This window comes from Halomonas sp. YLB-10 (genome assembly GCF_003856855.1).
GTDB lineage: Bacteria > Pseudomonadota > Gammaproteobacteria > Pseudomonadales > Halomonadaceae > Halomonas > Halomonas litopenaei.
Genome location: NZ_RRCU01000004.1, coordinates 348,074 through 363,635, shown reverse-complemented (window position 1 = coordinate 363,635; position 15,562 = coordinate 348,074). Strand labels below are relative to the sequence as shown.

1 protein-coding gene is annotated in these 15,562 nt (G+C 64.4%); it reads right to left on the bottom strand.

The features are described from left to right. Nucleotides 1-288: 288 nt before the first annotated feature. Nucleotides 289-14,997 (bottom strand): carbohydrate-binding protein, encoded by a 14,709-nt coding sequence (locus EBB56_RS11515; RefSeq protein ID WP_260425338.1) that lies wholly within the window; start codon nt 14,995-14,997, stop codon nt 289-291. Nucleotides 14,998-15,562 lie beyond the last annotated feature (565 nt).

Genomic DNA, 15,562 nt, shown 5'->3' with positions numbered 1-15,562 from the left:
GCAGAACAAAATGACGAGGACCGAGTTGGACCACTCGGCTCGATGATGGCAAGAAAAAGAACTGCGCGGACCAAGGTTCAGGGGGGGGACGGTCCGCGCAGGGCCAGCTCCCTGCCGGCACGGGACTCCATGACAGCGACTCTGCTGCATCTTTCTGGAGCAGAGGGTGGCCCCCCGGCCATCCTCCCTCCTCCATTTTTCTTGTCGTCAGACCCCGTTGCCGGGGCCTGACATGGCTTCCTCCCTCGTTTTTCTGTTCCGCCTTGGCTTGTTCTCCAAGCTTCAGCCTCAGAAGCCGGCGTCGTCCTGCTGAACGCCCTGGACCCCGACATCGTCGCTCATCGGCTGACTGTCGATACCATCGTCGGCCTGGCTGGCGAGCGGATCGTCCGCCAGCAGCAGACTGGCGCTGGCCGCGTTGGCCGCCACCACGTCCGGATCACGGGTCAGCTCGAAGGACGCGATGTCCTGGGAACCGCCGTTGAAGGTCAGTCGCAGCACCTGCACGCCTGCCTCCAGATCCAGGGTCATCGACGCCGTGTCGACGAACACGCCCCAGTCGCTGGTCACCGGCGTGTCGACGCTGCCCTGCTCGTAGACACTGCCGTTCTGCTCCACCGAGGCGGTGATACTGCGTCCGCCATTGGGGCCAGAAGTGACGAAGGACAGGGTGTGGCTACCCGCCTGCTCGACGTTGATGGTGTACTCGAGCCACTCGCCATCCTCGATCCAGCCCACGGCCTCACCCTGGCCGACGATATCAACCGGAGTATCGCGGAAGTCGCTGCCGAACTGCGCCGCGCTCAGCTCGTTGAAGGCCTCGCCCTGCTCGCCCTCGTCGAACTGCACCGCATCCAGCGCAAGGCCATCGTCGGCGTCCACCAGCCAGGGGGTACCACCGGCGTTGAACGCCTGCTGGCCGTCCCGTGACAGCGAGAAGCCCTCAAGGTCCATGGACCCGCCGTTGAAGGTCAGGCGCAGCACCTGCTCGCCGGCCTCCAGCGTCACCTGGGTGCTTTCGGTCTCGACATAGTTGGTCCAGCCACCGGTGGGCTCGACCCCCACCGGCGTGGCGGTGGCGTAGGGCGTGCCGTCGTCCTTGGTGAAGCTGGCGGTAATCGAGCGCTGCCCACCACCGGTGGTACCCAGCGAGGCCAGGAAGGCCATGTCATAGGTCCCCGCCTGCTCGATGTTCAGGGTGTACTCCACCCATTCGCCATCCTCGATCCAGCCGATGGCGCTGCCGCCGTTGGACAGATCCACCCCCTCGCCGCGCACGTTGCTGCCGAGCTGCGCCTCGCTGGTGTCGTTGTAGGCGACGTCCTGTCCGCCCTCGTCATAGTTCACCGCATCGAGGCTGAACTCGCTGCCCACCTGCCAGGGCTGGCCATCGTCGGTGAACGCCTGCTGGCCATCGTCCACCGCTCCCACCGGCGCCAGGGTAAAGCTCGCCAGATCCATGGAGCCGCCGTTGAAGGTCAGGCGTACCACCTGTTCGCCCGCCTCCAGCGCCACCTGGGTGGTCTCGGTCGGCACGAAGTTGCTCCAGCTACCGGTGTCGTTCACCGCCACCGGCGAGGCGCTCACGTAGGGGCTGTCGCCGCCCTTGGCAAAGCTTGCGGTGATGGTGCGCGGCCCGGGGAAATTGGTGTCCATCGAGGTCAGGAAACCAAGATCATAGAGCCCGTCCTCGGCCACGTTGATGGTGTACTCGACCCACTCGCCTTCGGTGATGTAGCCGATGGCCAGTGACGGCGTGGAGATGTCCACCGCCTCGTCCGAGCGGAAGCCGTTGCCCTGATGCGCCGCGGTGGAGTCGTTGTACGACACCCCCTGACCGCCGCTATCGAACAACCGCGCCTCCAGGGTCAGACCGTCGGCGTCCACCAGCCACGGGGTCTGGGTGTCGTTGAACGGGTCCTGACCGTCGTCCACCGGCTCCACCAGATCCAGGCTGAACGATGCCAGATCGAGCTGACCGCCGTTGAACGTCAGCCTGAGCACCTGCTCACCCTCTTCCAGATCGAAGGTCAGGGGACCCACCTCGGTGAAGCTGGTGAAGCTGCCGGTGTTGGGCAAGGCCTGCGTCTGGGCATCGGTGTAGAAGTTGCCATCCTGCTCGAAGGCCGCGGTGATCGACTTGCCACCTGAGACCGCCGAGGTGGAGAAGTTCAGCGTATAGGTGCCTGCCGTCTCCACGTTCAGGGTGTACTCCAGCCACTCGCCGTCGGCCACATAGCCGATGGCCAGGCTACCGTTGGAGATGTCCACCGCCTCGTCGGAGCGGAAGCCATCGCCCTGGTGCGCGTCGGTGGTGTCGTTGTAGGCCACTCCCTGACCCCCGTTGTCGAAGAACCTCGCCTCCAGGGTCAGGCCGTCTGCTCCGACGGCCCAGGCGCTCTGGTCGTCATTGAAGGCGGTCTGCTCCACCGGCGTCGGATCGTCGAGGAAGTTCGGGGTACCGTCGCCATCATCGTCGTCGTAGAGGTCCACGCGGCCATTGCCGTCGGCGTCCTCGGCGCCGGTCGGATCATAGGTGGTGACGTTCTCGACAAGGAAGATATTGTCGTTGTAGTCGTAGTTCACCCCCGCGTAGTCCTGGATGACGATATAGGTGTTCGGGATCACGTTGCCGTCGGCGTCCTTGGCCACGTACACCCGGATCAGGTGACCGTCGTTCTCGTCCCAGTTGAGGTTGGCCCCCGGGATACCGATGGCATCGATGGTGTCCTCGTAGAGGTTGGCATCGGGATCGGACCAGGAGATGTATCCCGGACGATCGGAGATCTCGGCATAGAAGCCGAAGGGATCGTCACGATCCAGGGTCGCCACCGCCAGGTTGTCGCCGTCATTCAGGGTACGCGGCAACAGGGTCTGACCGTCGGCCTCGTCATGGGCGATGATCTCGTCGATGTCGCGGCTGTCGACGTCGTGGATGAACAGCCGGGCGATGTCACCCTGGCCATGGTAGGCCGCCAGCTGGGTGATGGTGATCGGCGAGGCCCCGTCGGCGCGCTGGAAGTACGGCGCCAGAACCTCGTCGCCGTTGGCCTCCACCAGGCCGCCCTGGTTCATCTGTCCCTGGGCCACGTCGGTGGAGTAGCCGAAGGCGTTGACGATCTCCTGCACCGTCGGCTCCTGGCCGCTCTCGGACTGGTTCTGGCTGATGCCGGCCAGTTCGATCACCTTCTCGGCCTCGTCGGCGTCGCTTGAGCTGATGATCAGGCTGGCCTCGTAGAGCGAACCGTCGTTGGGGTCATCGGCGATAAAGCGCACCGTCACCTCCACCGACTCGCCCGGCGCCAGGGTCACCGCACTGAACGCCTCGGTCAGCTCGAACAGCGAGGTATCGCTGACCTCGACGTCGTCGATGGTCAGGGCATCGAAGCCGTCGTTGGACAGGGTGATGGTGACCTCGTCGTGGACCTCCTGGGCATCATTGACCGGGTTCTCGATGCGCGACATCACCAGCCGCTCGTCGGAAGGCACGCCGTCGTTGTTGGTCACGGTCAGCGAGCCACCGGACACCGGCTTGACCCCTTCGATCACGAACATGTTGTCGTTGTAGTCATAGTTGATGCCGGTGTAGTCCATGATCCCCAGGTAGGTATTGGGGATCACGTTGCCGTCGGCGTCCAGCGCCCGGAACATGCGCACCGTGTAGCCCCGCTCGATGCCGTCGGCGTCCGCCGGCGGCGTGCCTCCACCCTGGGGGTTGAGCGACGGATCGGTGGAAAGGCCGGCCATCTCGATGCCGAAGACCTCTTCGCCGGCCCAGCCATCGGGGATGGTGTCCCGGCTGAACGTCGCGGTGGCAAAGTCACCGTTGTTGACCAGCGGCAACAGCGTCTGGTTGTTGTCTCCCTGGTGGTTGGTAAAGATGATGTCCTGGTTCTTGTTGCCCGGCGCATGGATACCCAGCGTCGCCCCGCCACCACCGTGGTAGGCGGCGATCTGGGTGATCTTGGCCTCGCTTACGCCGTCGGCCAGCGACCAGTAGCGCGACAGCACCTCGTCGTCGTTGACCGGCCGATACAGGTCGAAGTCGTTGAGCACCGAGTTCTGGCCGCCACCGGTGGTCGCCAGACCATCGATCTGGTTGCCGAAGCCGAACACCTCCCAGACCTCGTTGACGTTGGGTTCCCAGCCACCCTCGTCACGAGCCTGCCAGAAGCCGGCCATGTGGATCTCGGCCACCGGCGAGTCCTGGTCATTGGTCACCAGTCGAATGCGACCCTCGAAGACACCATCCCCGGCGTCGGTGGTCGGCGCCGTATAGGCGTCCCGGTCGAACAGCACCGTGACCGTGAGCGACTCACCGGCAGCGAGGGTCAGGCCGTCGAACGCACCCGGATCGGCCAGCACGAAGGGCCCGTCGATATCGGACTCGAGAATCTCCAGCGGCTCGCTGCCGCTATTGGAGATCGTCACCGTGGCGCTGTCCTTGAACTCGCGATCATCGTTCGAGGCGCTGTTGTTCTCCAGGTAGCTGAAGTGCAGGCGGTTGGCGAAGTAGGCAGCATCGCCGCTCTGCACCTCGATATCGGCGTTGTCGTTACCGGTCAGCGGCGACACGTCGAGGTAGTCGAGGTCATCGGCACCATCGGCGCTGGATACCGCGCGCAGGTTGTACTCGACGCCGGCCTGAAGCTCGACGTAGATGCCCTGCTCGCCGGCGTCACCCACCCCGGGATAGGCCAGGCTATCGATGGTCTGCCCATTGAGGGTCAGCGCCAGCGAGCCACCGTCATCGGCACCGGCGTTGGCCGCCAGGTCCAGACGATAGAGACCGTCGCTGTCCACCGTGAAGTAGAAGTCGGCGGTCAGCTCATTGACGGTACGCGCACTGTTGCCATCCTCGAGCTCGATGCGGCCACCATCGGAGACATCGGCGTAGACCGGGATGAAGATGTCACCACTGTCGTCCGGCACCCGCAGCAGGTCGATGTTGGGGCCCACGGCATTCGGCGCGGTCAGCACGATGGTGTTGCTGCCGGCTTCCAGGTTGACCAGCACGTCCTGGAAGAACCAGTCGGTCTCGTCGTCGTTGCTCTGGCCGACGAAATTGAGCTGACCCAGGTCATTGCCGTTGATGGTCAGGCCCAGCGGACGGTCGGCCTTGCTCGCGGCCAGCGCGTAGCGGAAGCCGATCTCGTAGCTGCCCGCCTCGTCCACGTTCACCGTCCAGGTGATGGTCTGGTCCCCGGCACCGGCAAAGTCGACGAAGCCATCACCGGAGGCGTTGCGGTCGTCCTGGCTCTCGGGGACGACTACCGCCCCGCCGAGCGCGGCGTCCTCGGCCTCGTAGAGGGTGAAGCCTGGCGTTGCATCCTCTTCCTGGAGGATCGCCAGCTGGTCGATGTTGGGCCCGGTGTTGTCGGTGGCCTGGAAGCGCACCGTGTTGAGACCGGCTGCCAGATCGGCATCGATATCCACCGTCAGCCACTCGGCCCAGCGCGAGTCTGCGTCATCAAGCGACGGGTCCTGGGGCGGCGGGAAGGATACGGCGCCCACCGAGACGTTGTTGACGAACACCTCCAGAGGACGATCGGCATTGCCGCCGTTGGCGTAGCGCACCCTGAGCACCGAGTCGCCGGCCTGATCGGGGTCCAGCTCGAAGCTGAAGGTGATGAAGTCCTCATTGGTGCTACCGAAGTCGGCGTAACCGCCGGGCACACCGTCATCGTCGACGTCATTGCCATCGACCCCGAAGGCGCCGGGTCGCAGGCCGTTGGGCAGATCTGCCTGGTTCGGCTCGGGATTGTTGATGTCGCGGATCTCGATCTCGGCGCCAGCACCGGAGGCCACGACCACCGAGGTGCCGTCATCCGGGGTCATGTCCTCGGCCTGGATGGCCAGCACCATGACCAGATCATCGACGGGATCGGGATCCGGATCGACGGGACCGGTGGTGCCACCCGGGGCCGGGTCGAGGCGAATGATCTGGCTCTGGCCGTTGCCGCGGTTGAGGGTCAGCAGGTAGAGCTGGCCGGTAGCCGGGTTCTCGATGATGTCCAGCGGGTCGACGTAGGTGATGACGTTGCCGTCGGGATCACGCAGCACATCGTCGCCGATGACGTTGCCGTTGGCGTCCAGGGTGATGGAGCGCACGTCGTCACCGCCGGAGTACTCGGTGAACAGCACGTTGCCCTGGAGGTTGCCGCCGAACACGCCGCTGGTGTATTCCACCGCCCCGTTGGGCGAGCGGTTCTCGCCCAGCGAATAGACCCCGGCGATGTCGTAGGTGCCCTCGGGAATGGTGCCCGTCGGGTACTTGTCGACCTGGTTGGGGTCGTTGGCACCGGTGGGATTGCCGCCATTCAGAATGTACTCGTCACGCAGCGGGTTCGGATGGCCGTAGTAGCCGCCCTCCTCGATACGGAACAGGTAGTCATCCTGATTCTCGACATTGGTGTAGCGCTCGTTCTCCGGCGTGGAGGGATCATCCGGCACGTTGCCACCGGCCGCCGAGCCGTTGGTCGGCACGTAGAGGAAGCCGTTGGAGTGCCACACCAGGTCGTAGGCGTTACGCGCCCCGGTGGCGAAGATCGTCAACACCGCGTCGGGGGCGTAGGGATCGTAGTAGGTCTCCAGCACGTTGCCACTGGCGTCCTGGACCGTGGCTACGCCGCGATCGTCGAACACCAAGAACTCGCCGTTGCCCATGGGGATGGGATCATCCTTGGGATGACCGTCGGGGTCATCGAAGCGCCGGTTCAGGCCATCGTCGGGCAGCGGTTCGGTGCTGACGTCGAAGGGCCCATTGGACACGTCACGGGTCGGATCGATCTCCAGCACTGCGGCGTTCAGAAGACGCTCGGGACGGTTGCCCCAGGCGCTGTCCGGCTCGCCCATGGCGGTGTTCGAGCCCTGGATCAGATACAGCAGATGGCTCGGCACGTCCGGGTTGGTGTCCGGGTCGTAGTCCGGGTTCTCGCGGAACTCGAGGCTGTTGGTCACGTGGTCGCCGTTGGAGCGCGGCAAGCCGGTGATATAGGCCTCGGCGGTACCGGAGAAGCCGGGTCCATCGTCCAGGGTGATCTTGGTGATCCGTCCGCTGAAGTCCGGCACACCGTTGTCACGTCCGGTCAGCGGGATCGGATAGTTGTCGGTGATCCACAGCACATTGGGATCGGTGGGGTCCACCACCAGACCGATGATGCCGCGCTGCTGACTCTGTCCCGGCTGGTCGAAATAGTCGTTGGGCAGACTCAGATCCTGGCGATTGGACAGCGAACCGTCGATCGGGTCGACGTCGTAGCGCAACAGTTCACCGCTGATGGTGGCGATGTACATGTAGGCGCCATCCGGGCTCATCTCCAGCGAGGTGAAGCCGAAGGCACCGTCGGCGGCGCCGTTGAGTTCCACCACGTCGTTGAAGGCCACGTCGCGCGCGACCACCTCCGGCTCGGCGCCGGTGACGAAGGTGTTGGTGTACTTCTGGAACTCGCGGGTCGGCGCGCTCGCATCGTCGTTGGGGCCACGGTCCTGGAAGCCGTCGATCACCAGGGTGTAGCTGGTGAACGGCTTGAGGGTCTGGCTCGGCGAGATGGTCAGCGAATCGAAGCCGCCGGTGGTGTTGGCGTTGAAGCTGACTTCCTGACCGGTGACGGTCTCGAACAACCGGATCGAGCCGTCGCCCAGGCTTTCGAGCAGGGCTCCACCACGTCCGTCCACCACCGAGATGCCGACAAAGATGTCGGAGGTCGGATCGACCCCGGTGGGAATGGCACCGTCATCCGGATCGAGATCCACCTCCACCTCGTTCTGGCCGACCCCGGCGATCGCCCGGGCGTCGGTGAAGAAGGCGTAGTCTTCGGCGGCATCGCGATCGTCCCCAGGGGTCAGGTCCGGCAGGGCCTGAATCTCGATGTACTGGATCTCGGTGTTCTCGTTGTTGAGCCCCATCGAATCCAGGGTCAGACGACCGTCGGTGACCTGGACGATGCGAGTGACCAGGTCAGAGCGCACGCCGTCGGTGTCGTTGGACGGGTTGGTGTCGGCCGGGAAGTCATCCGGGCGGAACGGGGTGAAGGGGTCGTTGAACAGCTCGCCCTCGGCGTTGAGCACGTTGTTGCTGTCGTAGGGCCCACTGGTATCACCGATGGAGATGGTGACCTCGTAGAAGCCGTCTTCCAGCTCGATCTCCCAGCCGGCCCGCACATAGTTGGGTCCCGGCTGGTCGAAGTGGGCGTAGGTTCCCTGACGCGGGTCGAGGCCGGCGATGTCATCGGTGCGATCATTGACCGCAACGCTGGTCAGCGAACTGATGTCCAGTGGCTCGGTGCCGGGATCGCCATCGTAGATCGACTCCTCGGTGACCCAGCCGTACTGGTAGGTCTGGCCGTCGACGGTGACCGACTGGGTGCCAAAGGCCTTGCCGTTGTCGGCGATGTAGCCATCCGGCACCGCGGTGCCCTCGGGCTGGAAGTTGATCTTGACCGAGAAGCGATCGCCCGGCTCCACCGGACGATCCGGTGCCACCCCGTCACGACTCACCGTCAGGCTGTCGATGTTGGGGCCAGCGTTGCCGATATTGGCCAGACGAATGGTGTTGTCGCCGGCCTCGAGCTCCACCTCGATGGTGGTGGTGGTCCAGTTCTCCCAGCCGGCCGCGTCGGTTCCGGTGGAGGCAAAGGCCAGGCTGCCCTGGCTCTGGCCGTCGACCAGGATATCCATGGGACGGTCGGCGCCGTTGGTGCCGGCGTTGGTATAACGCACCTCCAGGGTGTAGGTGCCGGCCTCATCGACGCTCACCTGAAACTCGGCGGCGTCACCGGCGTCGGCGCCCATGTCCAGGTAACCGCTACCGGAGAAGCCATTCCATAGACCGTCGGGGCCGGCTGCGGTGTTGGTTTCCGGATTGTCGGCGTCGCGCACCTGGGTGTCGCCGTCGGCGTCGACGATGGTCAGCGCCTCACCCTCGATGGCGAAGTTGAACGCCGGGGTGCCGACGTCGGCCTCGTTGAAGTCGAACACCACCTGGTCGATGTTGGGACCGCCGGTGGCGCCCGCGGGCATGGTCAGGGTGAAGGTGTTGGCGCCCTCGACCAGCTCTACCTCGACTTCCAGGGTCTGCCACTCGTTCCAGGCGTCCGCGCCGGTGGCGTTGGGGAAGCCGAGCTGGCCCTGATCATCGCCGTTGACGGTCAGATCCAGCGGCCGCGGGGCATCACCTCCATTGGCATAACGCACGGTGGCGGTGTAGCTGCCGGCCTCCACCGCGTTGACGTTGAAGGTGATCTGGTCGCCGGGGTTGGAGCCGAAGTCCAGGTAGGCGTCACCCACCGCGCCGGGGCGATGATTGCCGAAGTCGTCGGGATTGTCCGCATCCACCGGCCGGGTGACCTCGCCCTGGGCGGTACCGCCCACGTCGACGATGTCGGCGTCCTCTCCCTGCAGGGTGATCGGCGCCACCACCACGTCGTCGTCCTCGAAGCTGACCACTTCGGTGGCGCTGGCCTCGTTGCCGGCGGCGTCGGTGACAAACAGCGAGACGGTGAGATCACCGCTCTGGTCGTCGAGCTGGCCGCTCAGGTCCAGGGTAATGTTGCCCGAGGCATCCGGCGTCACCTCGGTGCGGGTCGCGCCACCGTCGAAGGACACCTCGACGGTGGTAACGTCGTCATCGACGCCCGAGACATTGAACACCGCCGCCGCCAGCTGGTTGGCGTCGAGGGTATCGTCGTCGGCGACGATGGCGAGATCGCCGTCCTCGTCAGCGCTGACGTCCTCCGCAATCGGGCCGCTGCCGCCCTCGGTCACCTCGATGCGATCGATGTTGGGACCGGTATTGGCACCTGCCGGGATCGCCAGGGCGATGGTGTTGCTGCCCGCCTCCAGGGTCACGGTGACGGTCTCGAACTGCCAGTGGTCGAAGCCTTCCTCGGGGCCGGTGCCGTCCGGATCGGTGCTGACCATGGCCAGGGCGAGCGGATCACCGCCGTTGATCACCAGGTCCAGCGGACGATCGGTATTGGTGGCGTAGCGCACACTGATGTCGTACTGGCCGGCCTGGGCCACGTCGATCTGCCAGCTGACGTTGTCTCCCGGGGTGTCACCGAAGTCCAGATAGCCGGTGCCACTGAAGCCCGGACGCAGTCCGGTGGGCTGGTTCGCCTCGGGGTTGTCCGGGTCGCGAACCTGGGTGTCGGTGTTGTTGGGGTCGGTATCGAAGCTCTCGACCACACCGTCCTCGGCCTGCAGGCTCAAGGGCGAGAAAGGCGCCTCGTCGACGTCGTTGACGGTGACCGACACCAGCTCGGTGGTGGAAAGATCGCCGTCGCTGACGCTGACCTCGACCTCATAGACGTTGTCTTCGTTGGCGTCCGCCGCCAGCTCGAAGTCGCGCGCCGAGGTGAAGGCCAGCGCTCCGGTATCAGCGTTGATGGTGAACAGCGGCGCGTCGACACCACCGGTGATGGCAAACACCGGCGCCGTCAGGGTGGCCGGCTGACCGTCCTCATCGAGCACCGCGATGGACCCGATCTCGGTCAGGTTCTCGTCGATGGCAAGTGCGGTTGCACCGATCGAGAGACTCTCGTTGACATCGTTGACCGTGACCAGGGTCGCCTGGGACACGCTGTCTTCGCCGTCGCTGACGATGACCGTCAGCTCATAGACGCCGTCTTCGTTGGCGTCGGCGGCGAGCTCGGCGTCCGGGGCATTGACGAAGCTCAATACGCCGGTATTGGCGTCGAAGCTGAACAGCGCGGCATCGTCGCCCTCAAGGGTCACCGTCAGGGCGTCACCGTCCAGGTCGTCCAGTGTCAGGGTCGCCACGGCACTGGTGTTTTCGTCGACACTGACGCTGTCGTCGAGTCCGTCAATCGTCGGGGCGTTGTTGACCGGCTCTTCGATGCGTAGGAGGTCCAGCGAGTCGATGCGCATCAGCTCGCCGCCCTCGCCTCTAAGCTCCAGCGACAGCAGCGAATCGGCGGTGATCTCCACCGGGGTCTCGAACACGATCTCCTTGCGGTTGCCGCTCTGACCGGCGTTGCCCCGGCCACCACTACCCACCAGGGTGCCGAAGTCGTCGCTCAATACGACGTCGGAGGTCAGGCTGTCGCTCGACAGATTGCGCGCCTCGAGGGCATTGCCGTCGATGGACAGGGTCAGTTCACCCTCACCGTCGGTCTCGTCGAAGACGTACAGGGTAACGCGATACCAGCCCGGCTCGACGCCTGCGGCGGCAAGCTCGGTTCCCACGGTGGCGGGCGCGTTGCTGGTCACCCGGATCAGCTCATTGCCCGAGGCACTGGCGTTACCGGTGGCGATGACGTTGTCGGCGTCCAGGTCGGTAAAGGCCTCGGCCTCGATGGTCACGACGTCACCGATATCGGTGCCCTCGATCTGGAACTCCAGCACCTGGGTCGCCGACAGACCGCCGGGATCGGTGGCGCGCAGGGTCACGCTGAAATTGCCGCCCTGGGAGGGCGTGCCCTGGATCACGCCATTGACCACCTCGAGTCCTGCCGGCAAGTCTTCGACCGTCAGGGTCAGGTCGTCACCGTCGGGGTCGGAGAACAACGGCGCGAAGTCGGCGATCGCCACCTGACCGAAGGCCTCGCCGACTTCACCGAAGAACGGCTCCAGCGCCGCCGGTTCCGCCACCGGGGCGTCGTTGACGTTGTCGATGGTCAGCACAAAGCTGTCGGAGGTCTCGATCTGACCGTCATCGGCAAACAAGGTAACGGTATAATCACCGGGTTCCAGCCCATCCAGGCTGCCGCTCAGCACGCTGCCGTCGATGGCAAGGCCAGCGGCGTCGACAGGCGCACCATCGGCGTCGGCCACCTCGAAGCGGTAGCTCAGATCGTCGCCGTCCGGGTCCTCGAAGGCCAGGTCGACCTCGAGGGTGGAACCTTCATCGAGGGCAAGGTCGGCGACGCCACCACCGACCACCTGCGGCGCCTGATTGACGTCGCCGGTGGTGGCCTCGCTCAGGGTCACGTTGGAGAAGCGCGCGCTGCCCTTGGCGCCCAGGTCGTCGTCGTTGACGAACACCAGCGAATCGATGGTGGTGCCAGCGTGGGCCGACAGATCGATGGTAAAGCTGACGACGCCATCACCGTCGTCATCGACGCCCTGGCCACGCAGGTCGACAAAACCACCCTGGCTCTGGGTGCCGGCCAGCTGGTAGGCGCTGTTGCCACCGTTGAAGGGGTTATCGTCGAGGTCAAAGCCGATCGCGATGATCTCCGACACCGGGGTGTCAGAGGCGCTGAGTTCGAGCGTCAGGCGAGTGTCGGTGGTGATCTGGTAGCTTTCACCCAGGGCCACCCGCTTCCACACGTTGTCGGTCAGGGCGAGCGTCGCGCCGGCGTCTTCCACCGCCGCACCGGTGCCCTGGGACGGGTTGTCCTGGTTGCCGCCGTAGGACGAGATCGCCCCCACCGAGAAGTCCACCGTCAGCGGGGCATCGTCGGCTTCCAGGGTGACCTGGGTGCTGGTGCTGGCTTCGTTGCCGGCGGCGTCGGTGACGTAGAGGGTGACGTCCAGGGTGCCGGCGTCCTGGCCGGACAGGTCCAGCTGGAAGCTGCCGCCATCGACACCCACCGGGGTGCGGGTGGTGCCGCCGTCGAAGCTTACCTCGACGACATCGGCGTCGGTGTCCAGCCCCGCCAGGTTGAAGGTGACAGCGTCGCTGTCATCCGCGGTTACCGGATCGACAGGGCCGCTGAGCGCCAGGTCAGCACCCTCGTCGGCGGTGGTATCCAGCGTCAATGACAGCTCGCGAGTCGCACGGTTGCCGAAGGCATCCATCGCGATCAGGCTGGCCGCCAGCGGCCCATCGGCCTGGCCGGACAGGTCGAGGCTGAAGTCACCGTTGGCGTCCGGGGTGACCTCCTCGACGTTGACGCCGCCATCGAAGCTGACGCCGACGAAGACGATGTCATCATCCAGCCCCGTTACGTTGAAACTCGCCGAGGCAGCGGCGTCGGCATTGATCAGGGCGGAAGCGGAGCTGAACGACAGGTCGTCACCTTCGTCGCCCTCGACATCGCCGACCGGACCGGTACCCGCCGTGGTGACCTCAAGACGATCGACGTTGGGTCCATTGTTGCGGCCAGCCGGGATCGCCAGGGTGATGGTGTTGTCGCCGGCCTGCAGACTCGCCGTCAGGGTCTGATAACCCCAGACATCGAAGCCCTCGGGATCGACATTGCTGGCATTGGGATCGGTGCTGGCAAAGGCCTGGGTCGAGGCGTCTCCCCCGTTGATCGACAGATCCAGCGGGCGCGCCCCGTTGCTGGCGTAGCGGAAGTTCAGGTCGTAGTCACCCGCCTCGGCCACGTTGACGGTAAACGTCAGGCTGTCGCCGGGTGCGCTGCCGAAGTCCACATAGCCGGTGCCGGAGTAGTCCGGGCGCAGCCCGACAAAGCCGCCGTTCTCGGGGTTCTCGGCGTCGCGCACCAGGGTGGCGGCACCGTTGTCGGCGCCGAGCTCGGCGTCCTCGGCCTGCACCACCAGCGGGTCGATCACTGGATTGGTTGCCGCAGCGCTGACCAGGGCCAGCTCGATCTTGTCGATATTGGGGCCATTGGTATAGCCGCCGCCCAGACGCAGGGTATTGGAACCGGCAGCCAGGTCGACCTCCAGGGTCTCGACGGTCCAGCCTTCCCACTGGCTGCTCTGATTGGGCCGGTTGGCAGCGTCGAGATCGGACTCGACATCGTCGGGGTAGTAGTCCGGCGCCGTGGTTGTCGCGAAGGCAAAGGTGCCCAGGGTGGTGGTGGTCGCGCCGTCCACCAGTATCAGGTCCAGCGGACGGGGGTCGGAGGTCGCGTAGGTGACGCTTACGGTGTAGGTGCCGGCGGTGGCCACGTCCAGGGTAAAGTCAGCGCTGGCATTGGCATTACCAAACGCCCAATCCAGGTAGCCGGCACCTTCGGCGCCGACGCGGAAGGTCTCGTTGTTGTTGGTGAAGTCAGCGATGCTATCGAGCGTCGCCACCCGGTTGGTACCAGTGTCGTCCACGTCCTCGTCGGGCGACAGCAGCATGTCCTCGCCTTGCACCACGTAGCGATCGGGGTCCGGGGCGGTGATTTCCAGATAGTCGATGTTAGGCCCGCTGGCCCCATTGGAGGTCAGCGTAATGGTGTTGGTGCCCTGGGCCAGGGTCACCCGTACCGGCTGGGTCAGCTCGAAGTTGGTGAAATCATCGCCGGTAGCGGGCAGGTCGAACATGCGGTCGAACAGCTCGCCGTTGACATCCAGTCGCAGGGGGCGGTTGCCGTCGCCCATGGCGTAGCGCAGCACCAGGTCGTATTCACCGGCCTCCGGCGCCTCGAAGGTGAAGGTCAGGCTCTCGCCACCGGCCACGCCGTTGCCGTAATCCACGTAGGCGTTGCCCTCGGCATCGGCGGCGTCAGGGTTAGCCGGATCACTGACCACGGCGATTCCGGTATCGCCGGAAATACTGGCCGAGGCGCCGTCGCTGGCGTCATCGTCCTCGGCCTGGATACGTAGCGAAAAGCCGAGCGGTGCGGCCGCGGCTACTATTGAGGGGGTTGCTGAAGGGGTGGCTGAGAGCGCTGCGGCTGGGGTGGTAGAGAGCGCCGCGGCTGGGGTTGCCAAAGGCGCTGCGCTATCGGACGCAGCAGGCGCGCCTGGTGCCGACGCCGGCGCTGCATCTACCGGGATACCCTGATCACCAGACCCTTGTTCCGATGCTTCCAGACCTTCACCGTCCTGCCCCGCTTCCACCTGGCCACTCGGGCCTGCGACTTCTTCGTCACTGGCAGCCTCGGCGTCCTCGATAAGCACATCGAAGGCAGCACGAAGTCCGCCCAGTGCCTGCCCTTGCCCATCGAGGGCATCGATCACCATGGCCAGCTTGCCCGGTTGCGGCGTAGGCAGATGGTCAAACACGAAGGGCCGTTCGAAACGCTCGAAGACGCTTTGTGCGCCGGAGGCATCCTTCCAGGTCATCCGCACGGCTTCGACCGCGTCCCGCCATTGGCCAGGATGCGGTGCGACCACCAGATCATGCATCTCGAAATCTTTTGTCCGAAATTCCGCCTTATCTGCCAGACGCTTTTGAAATGACTTTTGCCCACGGCTCACAAATGACATGGAAAACATGGCCTGCCCCCTGACGATTATTTTGGATAGTGATTGCCACCAACTGCCAACAAGAACCCATCAACTTTCTTCGAAGATCTCTCTCGCCGCTTTACAGCCCGCCCAGACGAATCCCCAACTTCCGCTGAGACAACAAACGAACCGGTAGCCAGAAAGAGATGGCTCTCTCTGATTCTATAACCCGACGGAGGTACATCAAGATTTTTTTGACAGCGCTAACCATGCGGAATAAACGGTAAAGAAACCCTCATCAACGGTGATCTATATCGTTGTTTTTAATTGTTTTATTAAATTATTAATCTCTCTAAATGCAGTATACCCACCACTCCAAAACCAAAAACAAGGCACCTTGAAGTCCAGCGTAACAACACTCCAACATGAGACTTTTATTATGCCAACATCGGATATATATTCAGATTTCCACTATTAAAAAATCAGAGATACAGCCCGCAGATAACTGGGGAATAAAATCCAA